This window comes from Gilvimarinus sp. 1_MG-2023 (assembly GCF_030548285.1).
This window is the reverse complement of record NZ_JAUOSC010000014.1, coordinates 14,878-31,629: the sequence shown is the minus strand read 5'-3', so window position 1 is coordinate 31,629 and position 16,752 is coordinate 14,878. Positions and strand designations below refer to the sequence as shown.

The following is a 16,752-nucleotide window of genomic DNA, read 5'->3' as shown; positions in this document are numbered from 1 at the left end:
TGCTGTATACTCTCGCGCCGGGATCGGCGGCTTTAACAGCCACTGGAAGACGGGCGAGAGGCTCCCAGAGTGCAATTAATACGCGGCTTACACAATCTGCGACCTACTCACCGAGGTTCGGTGGCAACTATTGGCACCTTTGATGGTGTGCATTTAGGGCATCAGGCTATATTGAGTCAATTGGCTGAGGCCGCTCGCGCCGCCAACTTGCCCTCGGTGGTTATTCTGTTCGAACCTCAGCCCCATGAGTATTTTGCTCGCGATAAGGCGCCCGCGCGTTTAATGCGCCTGCGGGAAAAGCTCGATGCCCTGGCGCAGTCTGGTGTCGACCGAGTGTTGTGTTTGCATTTTAATCATGAATTGCGCAGCCTGACCGCCGGCCAGTTTATCCAGCGGGTATTATTGGATGGGCTGGCTATCCAGCATCTGGTGGTGGGCGATGATTTTCGCTTTGGTTGCGACCGCGCCGGGGATTACTCGTTGCTCAAAACGGCAGGGGAAAGAAACGGCTTCTCGGTAACCGATACCTGCACCTTAATGATAGGGGCTGAACGAATCAGCAGTACCCGTATTCGGGAGTTATTGGCTCAAGGTGATTTTGAGCGGGCTGAGGCCTGCCTAGGGCGCCCTTATACGATTGCCGGAAGGGTCGCGCATGGTCGCAAGTTGGGCCGAGAAATCGGCGTGCCCACGGCAAATATTCGACTACTGCGCCATCGCTCGCCACTGTCTGGCGTGTTTGTGATTAGTGCTCGAGTCGATGGCGAGCTATTGTTTGGGGTGGCGAATGTGGGGGTTAAGCCCACAGTGAGTGATGTGCCTGAGCCATTGTTAGAAGTGCATTTGTTTGATTTTGATCGCACTATTTATGGCCATCCCATTGTTGTGCGTTTTCACGCTAAGCTGCGTGATGAGCACAAGTTTGCATCATTAGACGCTTTAAAAGCACAATTGCAAGATGATATTCATCGCGGTCGGACGTATCTGTCCGACTTCGACATTAACACCGTTAAAGGTATGACTAGCGACCATGAGTGACTATAAATCGACCTTGAATTTGCCCCATACCCCGTTTGCGATGAAGGCAAACTTGGCGCAACGCGAGCCCCAGATGCTTAAAGCCTGGGATAAGGCGGGGCTTTATCAGGAAATTCGTCAAGCCCGTAAGGGCCGCGACACTTATATCCTGCACGATGGACCTCCCTATGCCAACGGCGATATTCACATCGGTCATGCGGTCAACAAAGTTCTAAAAGATATTATTATTAAGAGTAAAACCTTAAGTGGATTTGATGCGCCCTATGTTCCTGGCTGGGACTGCCATGGTTTGCCGATTGAGCATAATGTTGAGAAAAAGCACGGTAAGGCCGGTGTAAAGCTCGATGTAAAGGCCTTTCGTGAAAAATGTCGCGCTTATGCTGCACGCCAAGTCGAAGGCCAGAAAAAAGATTTTGTGCGATTGGGTATTCTCGGTGACTGGAACAACCCCTATCTCACCATGGATTTTAAGTTCGAAGCCGACATTATCCGGTCTCTCGGTAAGATTGTTGAAAATGGCCATTTAACCCGTGGATTTAAGCCAGTTTACTGGTCGGTCGTTGGTGGCTCGGCCCTAGCCGAGGCGGAGGTTGAGTATCAAGACAAAACCTCGTTCAGTATCGATGTGAAATTTGCCTTTGCCGATCAGGGCACAGCCGCTGCCGCTTTTTCTGAGCTACACGGTGAAGGTGATCTTTCAGTGGTTATTTGGACCACGACTCCCTGGACCTTGCCGGCCAACCAAGCGGTCAGTGTTAATCCAGAGCTGGATTACGTCGCGGTGCAAGTGGCGGGTGAGCGTTTGGTCGTGGCCGAAGGTTTGCTTGAGTCTGTCGTAGCCCGAGCCGAGGTCAGTGATTATCAAGTAGTCGGGCGAATAGATGGTAGAGCGCTGGAAGGCTTGCTGCTGCAACATCCATTCTACGACCGCCAAGTCCCTATCTTGCTGGGTGATCATGTCACCCTCGATGCGGGTACCGGTTGTGTTCATACGGCACCCGATCACGGTGTGGATGACTTTTTGGTTGGCAAAAAATACGATATTGGTACGCTCAATTACATCAATGATAACGGTATATACCGCGATCATGTGCCTGTCTTTGCTGGCGAGCATGTGTATAAGGTCGATGAAAAAGTACTAGATTTACTGAAGGAGAAGCAGGCGCTTTTTTGTGAAGATAAAATCACTCACAGTTTTCCGCACTGCTGGCGAACTAAGACGCCGTTGATTTTTCGCGCCACACCGCAGTGGTTTGTCAGTATGAGCAAGAACGATTTGCGCGGCCAGGTTTCTGAGGCGGTTGAGCATGTGAACTGGGTGCCCAACTGGGGGCGTGCGCGTATCGACTCTATGCTGGAATCGAGTCCGGATTGGTGTATTTCACGTCAGCGTACTTGGGGCGTGCCGATCGCTTTGTTTGTACATAAAGAAACGGGTGACTTACACCCTCGAACGCCTGAGCTGATTGAGCAGGTGGCTCAAGCGGTTGAGCGGGAGGGAATGGATGCTTGGTACGAGCTTGATGCTGCCCCGTTGCTTGGCGATGATGCCGGCCATTACGAAAAAGTAACCGATACACTGGATGTGTGGTTTGACTCGGGCGTGACTCATTATGCAGTTCTGGAGCAGCGTGAAGGTTTACGTTATCCGGCCGACTTATATTTGGAAGGATCTGATCAACACCGCGGTTGGTTTCAGTCTTCACTTAAAACCGCCATGGCAATGAATGGCAACGCCCCTTATAAAACTGTGCTGACTCACGGCTTTACGGTGGATGCCGACGGCCGCAAAATGTCCAAATCTATTGGTAATACCGTCTCGCCTCAAAAAGTGGTGAACGAGCTCGGGGCAGATGTATTGCGCTTGTGGGTGGCGGCGACAGATTTTAGTTCTGAAATGAGCGTTAGTGACGAAATCCTAAAGCGCACGGCAGACTCCTATCGCCGGATTCGCAATACCGCCCGCTTTATGTTGGCTAATTTGAATGGCTTTGATCCGGCAACTGATATGGTTGCTAGCCATAATATGGTGGCGCTGGATCGCTGGATCGTGCGTCGTGCGCAAGTGCTGCAGCAGGAATTAATTGCTGCCTACGATAACTTTCAGTTACATCAAATTTATCAGAAACTGCACAATTTTTGTGTGGTGGAGTTGGGTGGTTTTTATCTGGATATTATTAAAGATCGCCAATACACCACCAAGGCAGACTCGCGACCACGCTTATCGGCGCAAACGGCACTGTATTATTTGTCAGAGGCCATGGTTCGCTGGATGGCGCCCATTTTGAGCTTTACAGCAGATGAAATGTGGCAGCAAGTGCCGGGAAATCGTATTGGCAGTGTGTTTGCGGCCGAGTGGTACCAGTTGCCGGATTTTACCGATGATGAGTTCGGTGATGAATTTTGGCAGCAAGTGGTCGATGTGAAGACTGCCGTTAACCGTGTGCTGGAAACGGCGCGCGGCGAGGGCACTCTTGGCGGTTCACTGACTGCAGAGCTTACACTGTACTGCGATACCAACTTAAAAACAGCCTTGGCAAAAGTGGCCGACGAGCTGCGTTTTATTTTAATTAGTTCAACCGCGCAGCTGGCTGATTTGACCGATGCGCCACCTGACGCTGTGGCCACCGAAGTCGCAGGGCTGCAAGTTGGATTGGTGAAGTCACCTTATGCCAAGTGTGAGCGCTGTTATCACCATCGTGCTGATGTGGGTGCAATTGCCGAGCATTCCACTATTTGTAAGCGCTGTGTCGATAATATCGAAGGCGCCGGTGAAGTGCGTTACTACGCTTAAGGTGTTGCGATGAAAAAAATTCTTCACCCTTGGGGGTGGTATGCAGTAGCGCTGTTGGTCATTGTGCTCGATCAGTGGAGTAAGGCGGTTGCGGTTGCGCACCTTAATTACGGTCAGCCGGTAACAGTGACGAGTTTTTTTGATTGGACATTACTGCACAATCACGGTGCGGCATTTAGCTTTTTAAGCGATGCCGGCGGTTGGCAGCGCTGGTTTTTTACCGCCATTGCCGTAGGGATGAGTATTGCGATTACGATTTGGCTTTACCGCATTGCGCGCGAACGTTGGCTAGAGAGCATGGCGCTGGGGTTTGTGTTGGGTGGTGCGGTTGGCAATTTGTACGACCGTTTAACACTTGGCTATGTGGTCGATTTTATTTCCGTACATTATCAAGATAAGTATTTCCCTGCATTTAATGTGGCGGATTCGGCAATTTGTTTCGGAGCGTTTTTAATGATTGTGCACATGCTGTTTTTCTCCGAGGAAGGTAAGGTCAAGCGAGAGGAATCTGATCATGCGTGATTTGTGTGTGGGGCCGGGTACCACAGTAACCTTACACTTTTCTCTCTCGCTCACCGATGGCGAGTTGGTTGACTCTAATTTTGAATCAAAGCCTGCGCAGTTTACCGTCGGTGATGGCAAAATGTTAAAAGGGTTTGAAGAGGCTTTGTTTGGCCTGGAAGAGGGAACCGAAGAAGAGTTTTTGCTTGGCCCCGAGGCGGGCTTTGGTGCTCACAACCCTAATAATGTTCAGGTGGTGGACCGCTCAGAGTTTGACCCCGGCATTACCCTAGAGGAAGGGCTGATGCTGTCGTTTGCCGATGCGCAAAATGCTGAATTGCCTGGCGTAGTGGTTGAATTTGACGATGAGCAAGTCACGATAGACTTTAACCACCCTTTGGCGGGGCGAGACATCCTCTTTAAAGTGGCGGTATTGGAAATAAAACCAGCTACTGTACACTGAGAGCGCAGAACAGTGCGCCTAACTCGAAGAGTTGCTTATGCAAATTAAACTGGCTAATCCACGAGGCTTTTGCGCCGGCGTTGATCGTGCGATTGATATCGTCAATCGTGCCCTCGATGTTTTTGGTGCGCCCATATATGTGCGCCATGAGGTAGTGCACAACCGCTATGTGGTGGATGATCTGCGCGAGCGCGGTGCAGTGTTTGTCGAAGAATTACACGAAGTGCCGGACGACGTTATTGTTATCTTTAGTGCGCACGGAGTTTCGCAAGCCGTGCGCAATGAGGCCGACCAACGCCAGCTCAAGGTGTTCGATGCCACTTGTCCCCTAGTGACTAAGGTGCATATGGAGGTGACCAGCTTCGCCCGCGATGGGCGAGAGTGTATTTTAATTGGTCACCAGGGCCACCCAGAGGTGGAAGGCACCATGGGCCAGTACGATGCCAGTCAGGGTGGGAAGATTTATCTGGTGGAAAATGAGCAAGATGTAGAGCGATTGCAGGTCGCAAACCCAAATAATCTTGCCTATGTTACTCAGACCACCTTATCCATGGATGATACGGCTAAAATTATTGCCGCTCTGCGACAAACATTCCCCAGTATTGAAGGCCCGCGCAAAGACGATATCTGTTATGCCACCACTAACCGGCAAGACGCCGTGCGCCAGTTGGCGTTAGAGTGCGACTTGGTTTTAGTGGTAGGTTCGCCCAATAGCTCCAATTCAAACCGGCTCCGCGAGTTGGCCGAGCGCTGTGGTGCCGAGGCTTACCTGGTTGACGGTCCGGAGCAAATTGACAGTAATTGGTTGGCCGGCAAGCGCCAAGTGGGGATTACTGCAGGGGCTTCGGCGCCAGAGACCTTGGTGCAGCAGGTCATTGCCACCTTGGTCCAGCATGGTGCGGACTCCCCACAAGAGGTAGACGGCATCCCAGAGAATATTCGTTTTTCTCTGCCTAAAGAGCTGCGAGTAGATATTGTATAGCGATCTATACAATGAGGTTAATCGCCACACTCTTCGGGTGTGAGTTCTACTTTACGTACCCGGCCTCCTCGTGCCAGCACTAGCTCATACCCTTCTCCCTCCTGGTCTGGGCAAATCGTCAGTGTGCCGGCCTGAAATCCGCCACCGCGTCTACCTGTGGCCCATCGGCTTTCACCACTACCTAGATAGGAAATATATTGAGCAACCGGTTGATTGCCTTCAATATTAACTCCATCGGACACTTTATCGTGGCTTTGTAATATTTTTTCCGTGCTGTCCGGTTGGCCATTGTGGTTGTCATCGTAGAAGATTACCCAGCCATCTTGCCAAGTGGGATTGGCTCTCATGCTAGCCCTGCTGTTAGCCTTAATGGCGTAAGAACGGGTAATCTGGGTTGCCTCAAGTAGATTCCACATGGTGGTTTGGACCCTTAGTCCCTGAATAAACCGCAGGAAGGCCGGTGCCGTGAGCGCTGCGAGGATAGTAATTATCAATAAGGTGAAGAGTAATTCTATAAGGGTAAATCCTTTGTGACTCATGTCGCTCTCCTTAGCGTCGTGTGGCGCCTGATCCATTTTCAGTGCCCGTTCAGGGTGGTTGGTTAACCGTATATCTCCTTGTCGTTATCCCGCATTCTAGCTTGTGCTAATTTAAGGAACATAGTAATGACAGTAATGCTTGTCAAATGTGCACTAACTGGAGAATAACCTTTGAACCGGATACAACGTAGGTGCCTCAGAAAAACACAGAGCTGTAACCGCTCCAAGGGGTTTACTCTTATTGAGTTGATGGCGGTGGTCGCGGTGGTCGCGGTATTGGTATCCATTGCCGCGCCTAGCATGAAGACCTTGCTAACCAATAATCGATCAGAAGCATTAGGCGAAGAGTTGGCGAATGCCTTACAGATCACCCGAACTGAGGCAATAAAGCGTGGTGAACGCGTCAGTTTATGTGCTGCGAATGCTGACCTGACCGCTTGTGGTGGGTCATGGGATAATGGTTGGCTGGTTGTAACGGACTCTGCTGCTACAGATGGTGCTGGTGCAGTAGTCGTTGGCGATATTGTTGCTGAGTTCGACTCGCCACACGAGGACAGCGAAATCACCGCTGATAATGGCGGCGCTGTTAGCTTTGTTCGTTATACCAGTACCGGCGAGCTGGCTCGTATTGGGGGAAACAACAATACAACACCCGTCATTTTTACGGTGCATGTCGATGGCTGTAAAGGTACCAAGCAGCGACAAATTAGTGTTGGGGTGGCAGGGATGATGGATGTCAATAAAACTGAGTGTCCTGGTGGAGCTTCAGCATGAACAATCAAAAAAATCAACTCGGGGTCGGTTTAATTGAAGTGCTGATAACAGCCTTAATACTTTCCACGGCATTAATGGCCGTTGCCGCATTACAAACTCGCTCATTGCAATATAATGGCAGTGCGTACTTACGCTCCCAAGCGAATATTGTCGCCTACGACATTCTGGAGCAGCTGCGTATATTGTCTGATGCCGGTTGGTTTGAAGAAGGTGGAGCTATCGTTCAGCCCGACGTGGATCAGCTGGTTTCGGTGCTGCCTGGCGGTGAAGGAGATGTTGATTGTGCTGGCCGCATTTGTACGGTCTCGATATCTTGGGATGAGCCGATAGAGGGGGATGTAGAGGGTGAAGCAGAACAAACAACGTTTGAATATGTATCACGAATATAAAGGTCACTCAATGAAGCGTCAAGTAGGTTTTTCTATCGTTGAGTTAATGATCGCAATCTCCTTGGGTGTTGTGTTGATGACCGGCGTAGTACAAATGTTCGTCTCAAGCAAAACGGTGTTTACAACCCAGCAAGGTATGTCGCGTCTGCAAGAGACCGGCCGGTTGGCGATCGATTACTTGGCTCGCGATATTCGTCAAGCAGGTTACTTTGGTTGCGCTGACATAACCGAGTGGAATCTTAAAAACACGCTTAACAATACTGATCTATACGGCAGCAATTTTAGCACAGAGAATTCTCTGCGGGTTTATGGGGAAGGCGATTTGCCCGGTGGGTTAGTCTTAGATCCTGAGCCTGCTGCTGATACGCTAGTGTTGATTGTACAGGCCGCCAATGAACGTTCCGTTTCAGTCTCTCGGGAAAATACTGCTAATCAGGTGTTTGTTGATTTGACTACTCCACCTGGCGAAGACTGTCCTAGTGGTATTTGTGAAAACGATATAGTGGTGGTTGCCGACTGCGATAAAGCGGTTGTTTTTCAGGCGACAGGTTTGGCAGAGGGCGCGGACGAAGTTGCGATCAGCCATGCGGCGGGCGCCGACCCTGGTAATGCAAGAACCGTATGGGGCGGCGGGGATGCTAGGCAAGACACTATCGATGTGGGCGCGGAATTATTTAGCCTTAATAGCGTGGTGTATTACATTGCTGAGGATGATGAAGGCGTTCCGGGATTGTATCAAAAGGTGCAGCATAACCCTGCGTTTCAACTTTTGCAGGGTGTGGAAAATATTAATTATACCGTTGGGATTAATAATGATAACGACGGGCAAGTGGATGCGTTTGTCGACTCTGATAATTTTGGCGGTGTTGACTGGGAGCAGGTCGTTGCGGTTCGGATGGATGTTTTGGTTCAGACGCCTGATGATAATTCCAGCTCTGATCAACAAACCTATGAATTTGCGGGCGAAGAAATCACTGCAACCGATAATCGAATCCGGCAGGTGTTTTCAACGACGGTGGCTGCTAGATCTCTTTTGCCCTGATCGAAGTGGAGAAACGTAAAATGCGAAAAAATGGTTTATTTCAGCAACAAGGCGCCACTTTGATTGTTGGTTTAATAATGGTTTTAGCTATTACCATTGTTGGTTTGTCGGCGGTGCGCGGTACGGCTTTACAAGAGCAGATGGCGGGCAATATGCGCGACCGTCAGATCGCTTTTCAGTCCTCAGAGTCGGCTTTGCGACAAGCAGAATCTCAATTGACCGGTGGTGTTGCTGCAGCTCCCATTGGGCAGCAACAGGGGTTTATCGAATCACTTGAAAGCTCCAGCTCTGCTTTTTGGCAAGGGTATGAAGATAACTGGCAAGCTCAGGCTGCCACTTATCCTGTGGATATCCCAGGTGTAAGTCAGCGACCTGTTTTTATCGTAGAGGAAGTGAGCTATTACGGCTCTGGATTGGATGGTAATGCCAATGATTTTGCCAGTCTTATGAAAGCTGGTATGGATGTCCGCTACCGAGTGACATCACGCGCAGTCGGCGGGTCAACAGATGCACAAGTTATTGTGCAATCTACCTATCGTAACGAAATTTAAATGACTCCCGTTAATAGTATACGGAGGGAAATGACATGCACATGATTAAAAGCGTAACAAAAATGGTTAAACGCCCCCACTGGCTAATCGCGCTTGTGACGGGCTTAATGTCGCTCGGGAGTGTGCACAGTGTGCATGCCATACAACTTGCGCAAATGCCGCTCTTTTTGGCTCAGCCGGTTCGGCCTATCGTCATGCTGAATATGTCGAATGACCATCAATTATTCTTTAAGGCATACGATGATTACTCCGACTTAGACGAAGACGGAGTTGTGGATACGACCTATAAGAATGATTACGATTATTACGGGTACTTTGACAGCGAGAAATGTTATAGCTATTCCGGTGGAGTGTTTAGTGTTAGTGGCGATGCTTCAGGGCATTATTGCTCGGGGGATTGGAGTGGTAATTTTATGAATTGGGCTACCATGACTCGCATGGACGCTGTTCGTAAGATTTTATACGGTGGTAAAAGAAAAAAAGATGAAGCCACAGAAACTGTATTGGAGCGAGCTTTTTTGCCGGAAGATGCGCACGCCTTTGCGAAATATTATAACGGCTCAGACTTAAACCAATTGACACCATATAGTTCGGCGTCTGGCAAACATGTAAAGGAGGAGGAACGTGGTTTAACTTTATGTAATGTCACCCAAGCCGCATCAGGAGAGTCGCAAAAGATAACCGCCGCACCGTCTATTCTTGTGGCCAAAGGCAATTACTCACTCTGGGCTAGTAATGAGCGGCACCAATGTGTAATTGGTGAAGGCAATAATGGCAATGACAGTAGTGCATCCGGTATTTTTGCCCACTCGTCAGCCCCATCCGCCGCTGATAAATATACTGTGCGGGTGAAAGTCTGCGCCAATGGTATATCAGCAACAAATAATGAAAACTGTAAAGAGTATGATGATGGCTCACTAAAGCCCGTAGGTTTGCTGCAAACTTACGGAGAGGACGACTCTATCTGGTTTGGTTTGATGACAGGGTCTTACACCAAAAATAAATCTGGTGGGGCGCTGCGCAAGAATGTGGCTAGTATGGCTGAAGAAGTGGATGAACACGGTATATTTGTTGAGCCAGACAGTGGTGAAAGTATTGTTAAAACCCTTAATAGTTTTCGAATAGCCCGTTATAAATATGACGATGGGCTCTACAACAGTACTGATAGTTGTAGTTGGGGCAAGGGTAGCTTTAATAATGGTCAGTGCACTAACTGGGGTAACCCACAATCGGAAATTTACTTAGAATCTCTGCGTTATTTGGCAGGAAAAAATGCGTACGGTAATTTTGCCGCCGATGATAGTACTATTATATCGGGGCTGGGTAAGATTGACTGGGTTGATCCTATTACCGACGATAACTATTGCGCTCCTACTGCAGTAATGCAATTTAATGCTTCAACTAGCTCATATGATGGAGATGAGCTGGGTGGCTTTGCTGATATCGCACAGGGTGAGACTTTATCGGCACTCACCGATCATGTTGGTAGTGAAGAAGGTATCCACGGTGGCAGTTATTTTGTGGGTGAATCGGGCGGAGATACTAATCAACTTTGTACCGCCAAAAAAGTTGATAGCTTATCGGCTGTAGCTGGCACTTGTCCTGATGCACCTCGTTTAGAGGGTAGCTATGCCATTGCCGGTTTGGCTTATCATGCGCGCGTCAATGGTGTGGCCTCAGGTCAAGAAACGATCCAAACCTTTGGCATAGCTCTGGCTCCTGCGGTACCTAGCGTGAGCATACCTGTCCCCAATTCCTCTGACAAAGTTACCCTCTTACCTGCCTGTCGAAATCGCACACCTAATCCAGATGGTAACTGCGCCATTGTGGATTTTAAGGTCGTGGAACAAAATCATTCGGGCGGGGTCCACTCCGGCTCGCTGTATGTGAACTGGGAAGACAGTGAGCAAGGTGGTGACTTTGACCAAGATATGTGGGGTATGATTAATTACCAAGTTTCTAGTAATAAAGCGGCCATCACTACGAAAGTAGTTGCACAATCGACCGGCAACCCAATGGGTTTTGGTTATGTTATTGCAGGAACCGATAAAGATGGCTTCCATGCTCACTCTGGGATTAATAACTTTACCAGAAATAGTGATTTTACGGATGGTTTAACTTGTGGCAGCGACGGTATTAAGTGTGATTGTCGAACTTCAGGCTCAACGGGTGCATGTAATTCAAACGACTCCGACGCTACCACTCAGGTGTTTAATCTTGAGGCATCATCTAGCGCCCAGTTAGAGCAACCGTTGTATTACGCTTCGCGTTGGGGTGGGTTTGATACTCAAGACGAGGCGGGCAATGAGGTGACGTCACCCCCTGGTGACGATGCCCCCACTTACTTCTATGCGACAGATCCGCGCGAATTGGAAGAATCCCTTGAGTCTGCACTGGAAACCTTTGCTGAGGCGGCTGGGTCGGCCAGTGCTGTGGCGACTAACTCCACCCGTTTAGGGACTGACTCAGTCGCTTATCAGGCGACTTTTAATACCACGAGCTGGAGTGGTGACCTTATTGCCGCGCCATTGGGTGAAGTTGGCTTGGGTGAGGTATTGTGGTCGGCTTCGAGCCTGCTTCCGGCTGCTGATTCCCGAAAAATCTGGACTTTTAATGGTAGTAATGCTGTTAAATTTGAATGGGGTAATCTTAGTGGTGAGCAGCAAGCTATATTAGACGGAACCGATGGTCAGGGTCAGGCCCGTGTCGACTGGACGCGAGGCAAAGAAGTGAAAGGTTTTAATGAGCGTGAACCAGATCAGCGGCTGGGGGACATCGTAAATTCTAACCCTAAATATGCCGGCTTAGAGAATTATGGGTATGCGCGAATTGAAGCGAACGGCGCGGATAAGTACCAAGATTTCGCCGACGGTAAATCCGATCGCACGGTTTTTGTTGGTGCTAACGACGGTATGCTGCACGCTTTCGATGGTTTAACAGGGCATGAGAGGTTTGCCTATATTCCTTCAACGGTTTACGAGCAACTGGCGCGTCGGACCGATGAGAATTATGGCTCCTCATTTAATCCACATAAGTTTTCCGTTGATGGCCAAATCTTTATCGGTGATGCGTATATTAATAATCAATGGCGCACTATTTTGGTGGGTACACTCGGGGCGGGTGGTCAAGGCGTTTTTGGTCTAGATGTGACCGACCCCGGTTCGTTTAGTGAAGATAATGTGCTGTTTGAATTTAATAAAGATAACGCCCCTGAAATTGGCAATGTAACTACCACTCCGGTGGTGGCGCCGATGCCCGATGGTAGTTGGGCAGTTTTGTTGGGTAATGGCTACAACAGTAATGATGCAAAAGCACGCTTGGTAGTCATTCCGTTAGATGGCAACTATGACCCCAAGTATATTGAAACAGGGGTTGGCAATGATAACGGGTTGAGTGAGCCGGCCCTGTCGGTGGGCGCTGGGTTTTTGCCCAACTATGCCTACGCTGGTGATCGTAAAGGCAATATGTATAAGTTTGATCTTGAAAATTTAGACTTGGAGTATAAGCTTTTCGAATCTGAAGATGATCAACCAATAACCGCCTCTCCGGTGCTTGGCTTGAATCCATACCGGAAGTTTACAGATGGTACAGATGGGGTCATGGTGTATTTTGGTACAGGTAGCTACCAAACAACCGGGGACTTAAGTGATCAGGCATTGCAGAGCTTTTATGCTATTGCTGATACAGGTGCGCTTGTTGGAAGTAATGCATTGTTTGAGAAGAGTATTGAGTCTGAGGTGGGGGAATCGCGTCAAGTAGATGAGGGTGATGGTCCCAATGGAGATGAGATCGACTGGGAAACCTACGAGGGGTGGGTCTTGAATTTCGATACCGTTGCAGGTGAGCGGGTGGTCGATAAACCGATTCTTTTGTATGATCGTGTTATTTTTCCAACCGTGGTGCCTACTGATAGCCCTTGTGATTTCGGTGGTAACAGCTGGATTATGGCTTTAATTGGTGTGGGTGGCTTGTATTCATCGTATTCACCGTTCGCGGATGGTGAGGATGACACAAACCCAGAAGAGGGTATTAAGAGCGACAACTTAACTGAGCTAGGGGAGCCTATTGATGGCGGCCCTGAAGGTGACGATCCTGTGCCTTGTGATGGTGGTACCTTTATTATTCAACAAAATAGCGATGGCACAGTGGAGTTTATTTGCACAGGCGAGCCCAGTGTGACTCGTGGTCGTCAATCCTGGCGGCAGGTTCAGTAGGGGGGGATGTTTATGAAAAAAATTAAAGGCTTTACGTTAATTGAAGTTCTCATTGTGGTGGCCATTCTGGGAATCATCACAGCGATTGCTTATCCCTCCTATTTGGATAGCGTGAGAAAGAGTAATCGGTCAGATGCGAAAGCCTCTTTAAATAGCCGTGTACAGCAAATGCACCGGTGTTACAGCCGAGACTTTGACTTTACCGATTGCAGTGCGGTTGGGGTCGAAGACTCAGCCGAGGGCTTGTATGCTATCGAAGTGACGGTGGGTGATGGTGGGCAAAGCTTTGAAGCATCTGCCATTCCGATTGCAGGTACCATTCAGGCAAAAGATACAGAGTGTCAGGAATTTAGTATTAATAATTTAGGCGGTAAGGATGCGACGCCAGATACATACGACACCTGCTGGTAATAGTATGGGCTGGATCAAGAATAGGCCTGTTGGGCCTATTCTTGATCCAGCCCAAGTTTTTGTAGTCGATAACGCAAAGAGCGAAAGCTAATCCCTAAGCATTTCGCTGTTTGTGTTTTATTCCAGCGACACTGTTCTAGTGTTTTACACAAAATTTCTTTTTCAACTTCTTCTAAATATTCAACTAAGCTGTCAAATTCTTTGCAGCGCAGGTAGTAATAGCTATTTTCTGTGTTTGTACTGGATAAGGTTTGAGTGTCAGTTTTGTTGATGTTTTGAATGTTTTCGGGAAGCTGGAGGTCAGCCACTTCGATTTCAGTTTCTTCGCACAGGGTGTAGGCTCGTTCAAGAATATTCTCAAGTTCACGTACATTTCCAGGGAATGGGTACTGGCAAAGGGCTGTCATTGCAGACTTGGCTAGCTTCGGCTGTGGGCCAATGCTGCCTTGCGAGATTTTGTTTAATAAATGTTCGGCGAGTTGTGGGATATCTTCAGTGCGCTGCCTGAGGGACGGCACTTTAAGCTGAATAACATTAATCCGGTAAAATAAATCCTGCCGAAAGTTTCCTTGGGCTACTTCCTCTTGTAAATTTTTATGGGTGGCACACAGGACTCTAACATTTGTTTTTATTTCCTCGGAAGCGCCTACCGGCCGAACAGATTTTTCTTGTATCGCTCGCAATAGTTTTACTTGCATGTCCAAAGGAAGGTCCGCCACCTCATCGAAGAATAAAGTGCCCCCTTTGGCTGTTTGGAAAAGTCCTAGTTTGTCCTGGTGAGCGCCAGTGAAGCTACCTTTTGCATGTCCAAAAAGTTCGCTTTCTAGTAATTCCTTGGGAATTGCCCCGCAATTAACCGCAACAAAAGGGGCATTGTGTCTAGGGCCTTGTTGGTGAATGGAGCGCGCCACCAACTCTTTTCCCGCTCCAGATTCGCCGCTGATATAAACGGGGGCTTGCGAGCGCGCCAGCTTTTCGATTCGACTGTTAAGTTGGAGCATGGTGTGAGACTCCCCAGTTAATAGGGAGCTGGGGGGCGTATTTTTTTGCTCAAGCTGATTGGTCTGAATGGCAGTGTTGACAAGATTACGCAGAGTGGCTAAATCAACAGGCTTAGAGATAAAATCGAAGGCGCCTGCCTTCATTGATTCTATGGCGATATCAATGTTGCCGTGGGCTGTGATAACAGCACAGGGTAATTTTGGTTGATGTTGCTGGATATGCTCTACAATCTCCAAGCCATTGCCGTCAGGTAAGCGCATATCAGTTAAACAAATCGAAAACTCTCTTTCACTTAGTAATCGTTTAGCTTGAGACACACACTCTACACTAAAAGTCTCAATGTGCATCCTGCCTAAAGTGATTTCGAGTAGCTCTCGAATATCAGGCTCATCATCGACAATAAGCGCGGTTTTTGCGTGCGTCATTTTTGTTCCTTTTTCGGGTGAGCAAATAAAATAGTAAATTGGCTTCCGGTGTTGTCACTGTCTTGATAGTCAATATACGCTTGATTGGCTTCGCACAACTCTTTACAGATAAATAGCCCAAGACCAGAGCCAGTGTTTTCGGTAGTGAAGAATGGCTCAAAAATATTCTTTTGATGATTTTGAGGAATCCCCGGGCCGTTATCAATAATTTTTAGAAAGGGGGCTTCGCGACCAGTGCTAATTCCGGTGATAAGTTGAATCGATGGAGAGTCTGGGCTGGCTTTTACGTAGCGAATCGCATTGTCGAGTAGATTAGACACAACCTGATGGAGCTGCGATGGATCAAATGGGGCGAATAGTGAGCTGTGTTGGTGTCTGGTGATTACTAAGGGGGACGAGTGACCCAACTCATTAACGAATTTATCCGTCCATGCAATAAGATCGATGTTGGTCGGCTCAGCGCTCCTGCGCCGAGAAACCTGCAGAATGTTTTCTATGATTTGATTGACGCGTATTGTGTGAGTCTTGATTATTTCCAATAAACGCTTGTCCGATACGTCTATCTGTTCAGATTCATCCAATAATTCACTGGCGTGTGATATAGCGCTTAAAGGGTTGCGAATCTCGTGAGCAATACTGGCAGTTAGTCTACCTAGGGATGCCAGTTTTAATTGCTGCGCCTGTTGGGTGATGGCTCGATTGTCCTCTATAAAGACTAGAGTGTCTTCTTCTTTGCCCAGTTCAAGCTGGGCCAAGCTTATTTTCAATTCGTAGGCAGATTTCTCATTTTGGATGACAGCACTGGCCGGTGGTGTGCTGGATTTTTGTCGCCATTGGGTGAGTTGCTGTTTAATGGAGGGTAAGCTGTCAAGGTTGGCTGAACGGTCTTTATAGTTTTGAATGCCCAGTAAAGATTGAGCAGCGTCATTGATAAGTTCAATTTCGTCTTCTTTATTAAGAACCAGTATGCCCGTACGCATTCGCTCAACAATCAGTCGTGCGAGTTTTTGCAGGTGCGCGACATGTTGTGTTTGTTGTTTAAGTTCGGCCGTACTTCGACGGATTTTTCCTGTGACATACTGGAAGGCAAGTGCAGTCAGAAAAATTAGAGCGCCGAGAGCGCCTGCTGAGAAGAGCGATTTAGTATCAATGCCTGATATTACGTGGTGAGCAATGCTTTCGCCAATAAGGGCAATGGTCGCCAAAGCGGCCATAAATATGGCTAGTTGTGCAGGGAGCAACATACCCGCAGCGGCTACGGAGACTACCATTAAGTAACCTAAGCCGCTTGTGGCGCCGCCGCTTGAGTACATCAGTAGCGTGATGGCGAGGATATCGGATAGCAGGGCAAACACCCGAGACTGCAGGGTTGGTGTCCGCTTGTTGCGCCAGACGGCCAACAAAGAGATAGCACTTATACAGGTGTATACCCAGGTGGTGGCGGAGAAAACGAGCCCGTTTTCACTGCCCAATACGTTCGTTAAAAGGTTGCTGTTGTATATAAGCAGCATAATGCAGCCGAGTAAAACCCGGTAATAGGTATATACCCGCAGTAGTTGGTAGGGGTCGTAGCCCTGCTCAAAAATCGAATGCTGCGTTTTCATCTGGGTTTATGGATGCCTGCTGT

At 48.5% G+C, this 16,752-nt stretch carries 14 protein-coding genes; 11 read left to right on the top strand and 3 right to left on the bottom strand.

Annotation, left to right across the window (positions count from 1 at the left end; genetic code table 11):
- The first annotated feature begins 69 nt into the window (after positions 1–69).
- The 5 genes from ribF to ispH are packed head-to-tail and all read left to right on the top strand — an operon-like array spanning position 70 to position 5,778.
- Positions 70–1,038 (top strand): bifunctional riboflavin kinase/FAD synthetase, encoded by a 969-nt coding sequence (ribF, locus tag Q4563_RS13630; protein WP_303604852.1) that lies wholly within the window; start codon positions 70–72, stop codon positions 1,036–1,038.
- Positions 1,031–3,832 (top strand): isoleucine--tRNA ligase, encoded by a 2,802-nt coding sequence (ileS, locus tag Q4563_RS13625; RefSeq protein WP_303604851.1) that lies wholly within the window; start codon positions 1,031–1,033, stop codon positions 3,830–3,832. Before ribF ends, ileS begins: the two co-directional genes overlap by 8 nt.
- A gap of 9 nt (positions 3,833–3,841) precedes the next feature.
- Positions 3,842–4,354 carry a signal peptidase II gene (lspA, locus tag Q4563_RS13620; RefSeq protein WP_215975631.1) on the top strand — a complete coding sequence of 171 codons (513 nt, stop codon included), beginning with the start codon at positions 3,842–3,844 and terminating at the stop codon, positions 4,352–4,354.
- Positions 4,347–4,796, top strand: coding sequence for an FKBP-type peptidyl-prolyl cis-trans isomerase (locus Q4563_RS13615; RefSeq protein ID WP_215975630.1), 450 nt, complete (start codon positions 4,347–4,349; stop codon positions 4,794–4,796). Before lspA ends, Q4563_RS13615 begins: the two co-directional genes overlap by 8 nt.
- A gap of 37 nt (positions 4,797–4,833) precedes the next feature.
- Positions 4,834–5,778 carry a 4-hydroxy-3-methylbut-2-enyl diphosphate reductase gene (gene ispH / locus Q4563_RS13610; RefSeq protein ID WP_303604850.1) on the top strand — a complete coding sequence of 315 codons (945 nt, stop codon included), beginning with the start codon at positions 4,834–4,836 and terminating at the stop codon, positions 5,776–5,778.
- Between the two features lie 17 nt (positions 5,779–5,795).
- Here the strand turns inward: ispH and Q4563_RS13605 are convergent, their stop codons facing one another.
- Complete coding sequence (locus tag Q4563_RS13605) at positions 5,796–6,317, bottom strand: GspH/FimT family pseudopilin (protein ID WP_303604849.1); 522 nt, start codon at positions 6,315–6,317, stop codon at positions 5,796–5,798.
- 171 nt (positions 6,318–6,488) lie between these two features.
- Between Q4563_RS13605 and Q4563_RS13600 the strand changes: the two genes are divergently transcribed.
- Genes Q4563_RS13600 through Q4563_RS13575 form a run of 6 tightly spaced genes read left to right on the top strand, consistent with a single transcriptional unit; the run spans position 6,489 to position 13,698 of the window.
- Positions 6,489–7,091 (top strand): GspH/FimT family pseudopilin, encoded by a 603-nt coding sequence (locus Q4563_RS13600; RefSeq protein ID WP_303604848.1) that lies wholly within the window; start codon positions 6,489–6,491, stop codon positions 7,089–7,091.
- A complete protein-coding gene (gene pilV / locus Q4563_RS13595; RefSeq protein WP_303604847.1) occupies positions 7,088–7,480 on the top strand; it encodes a type IV pilus modification protein PilV in 393 nt (130 codons plus the stop codon). Before Q4563_RS13600 ends, pilV begins: the two co-directional genes overlap by 4 nt.
- Positions 7,481–7,490: 10 nt before the next feature.
- On the top strand, positions 7,491–8,522 hold the full coding sequence (locus tag Q4563_RS13590; protein ID WP_303604846.1) for a PilW family protein: 1,032 nt from the start codon (positions 7,491–7,493) through the stop codon (positions 8,520–8,522).
- Between the two features lie 20 nt (positions 8,523–8,542).
- The gene (locus tag Q4563_RS13585) at positions 8,543–9,073 is read left to right on the top strand and encodes a pilus assembly PilX family protein (protein WP_303604845.1); all 531 of its coding nucleotides are present in this window, start codon (positions 8,543–8,545) and stop codon (positions 9,071–9,073) included.
- Positions 9,074–9,108: 35 nt separating this feature from the next.
- Positions 9,109–13,287, top strand: coding sequence for a pilus assembly protein (locus tag Q4563_RS13580; RefSeq protein ID WP_303604844.1), 4,179 nt, complete (start codon positions 9,109–9,111; stop codon positions 13,285–13,287).
- Between the two features lie 12 nt (positions 13,288–13,299).
- The gene (locus Q4563_RS13575) at positions 13,300–13,698 is read left to right on the top strand and encodes a type IV pilin protein (RefSeq protein WP_303604843.1); all 399 of its coding nucleotides are present in this window, start codon (positions 13,300–13,302) and stop codon (positions 13,696–13,698) included.
- Between the two features lie 35 nt (positions 13,699–13,733).
- Here the strand turns inward: Q4563_RS13575 and Q4563_RS13570 are convergent, their stop codons facing one another.
- Positions 13,734–15,125: a sigma-54-dependent transcriptional regulator gene (locus Q4563_RS13570; protein ID WP_215975621.1), complete on the bottom strand. Its 1,392-nt coding sequence runs from the start codon at positions 15,123–15,125 to the stop codon at positions 13,734–13,736.
- On the bottom strand, positions 15,122–16,729 hold the full coding sequence (locus Q4563_RS13565) for an ATP-binding protein (RefSeq protein WP_303604842.1): 1,608 nt from the start codon (positions 16,727–16,729) through the stop codon (positions 15,122–15,124). The genes Q4563_RS13570 and Q4563_RS13565 overlap by 4 nt, the downstream gene beginning before the upstream one ends.
- Positions 16,730–16,752 lie beyond the last annotated feature (23 nt).

Excerpts from the sequence above, each read along its gene's own strand:
- ileS (WP_303604851.1), top strand. The coding sequence starts at position 1,031 with ATGAGTGACTATAAATCGACCTTGAATTTGCCCCATACCCCGTTTGCG.
- lspA (WP_215975631.1), top strand. The coding sequence starts at position 3,842 with ATGAAAAAAATTCTTCACCCTTGGGGGTGGTATGCAGTAGCGCTGTTG.
- Q4563_RS13615 (WP_215975630.1), top strand. The coding sequence starts at position 4,347 with ATGCGTGATTTGTGTGTGGGGCCGGGTACCACAGTAACCTTACACTTT.
- ispH (WP_303604850.1), top strand. The coding sequence starts at position 4,834 with ATGCAAATTAAACTGGCTAATCCACGAGGCTTTTGCGCCGGCGTTGAT.
- Q4563_RS13605 (WP_303604849.1), bottom strand. The coding sequence starts at position 6,317 with ATGAGTCACAAAGGATTTACCCTTATAGAATTACTCTTCACCTTATTG.
- pilV (WP_303604847.1), top strand. The coding sequence starts at position 7,088 with ATGAACAATCAAAAAAATCAACTCGGGGTCGGTTTAATTGAAGTGCTG.
- Q4563_RS13590 (WP_303604846.1), top strand. The coding sequence starts at position 7,491 with ATGAAGCGTCAAGTAGGTTTTTCTATCGTTGAGTTAATGATCGCAATC.
- Q4563_RS13585 (WP_303604845.1), top strand. The coding sequence starts at position 8,543 with ATGCGAAAAAATGGTTTATTTCAGCAACAAGGCGCCACTTTGATTGTT.
- Q4563_RS13580 (WP_303604844.1), top strand. The coding sequence starts at position 9,109 with ATGCACATGATTAAAAGCGTAACAAAAATGGTTAAACGCCCCCACTGG.
- Q4563_RS13575 (WP_303604843.1), top strand. The coding sequence starts at position 13,300 with ATGAAAAAAATTAAAGGCTTTACGTTAATTGAAGTTCTCATTGTGGTG.
- Q4563_RS13570 (WP_215975621.1), bottom strand. The coding sequence starts at position 15,125 with ATGACGCACGCAAAAACCGCGCTTATTGTCGATGATGAGCCTGATATT.
- Q4563_RS13565 (WP_303604842.1), bottom strand. The coding sequence starts at position 16,729 with ATGAAAACGCAGCATTCGATTTTTGAGCAGGGCTACGACCCCTACCAA.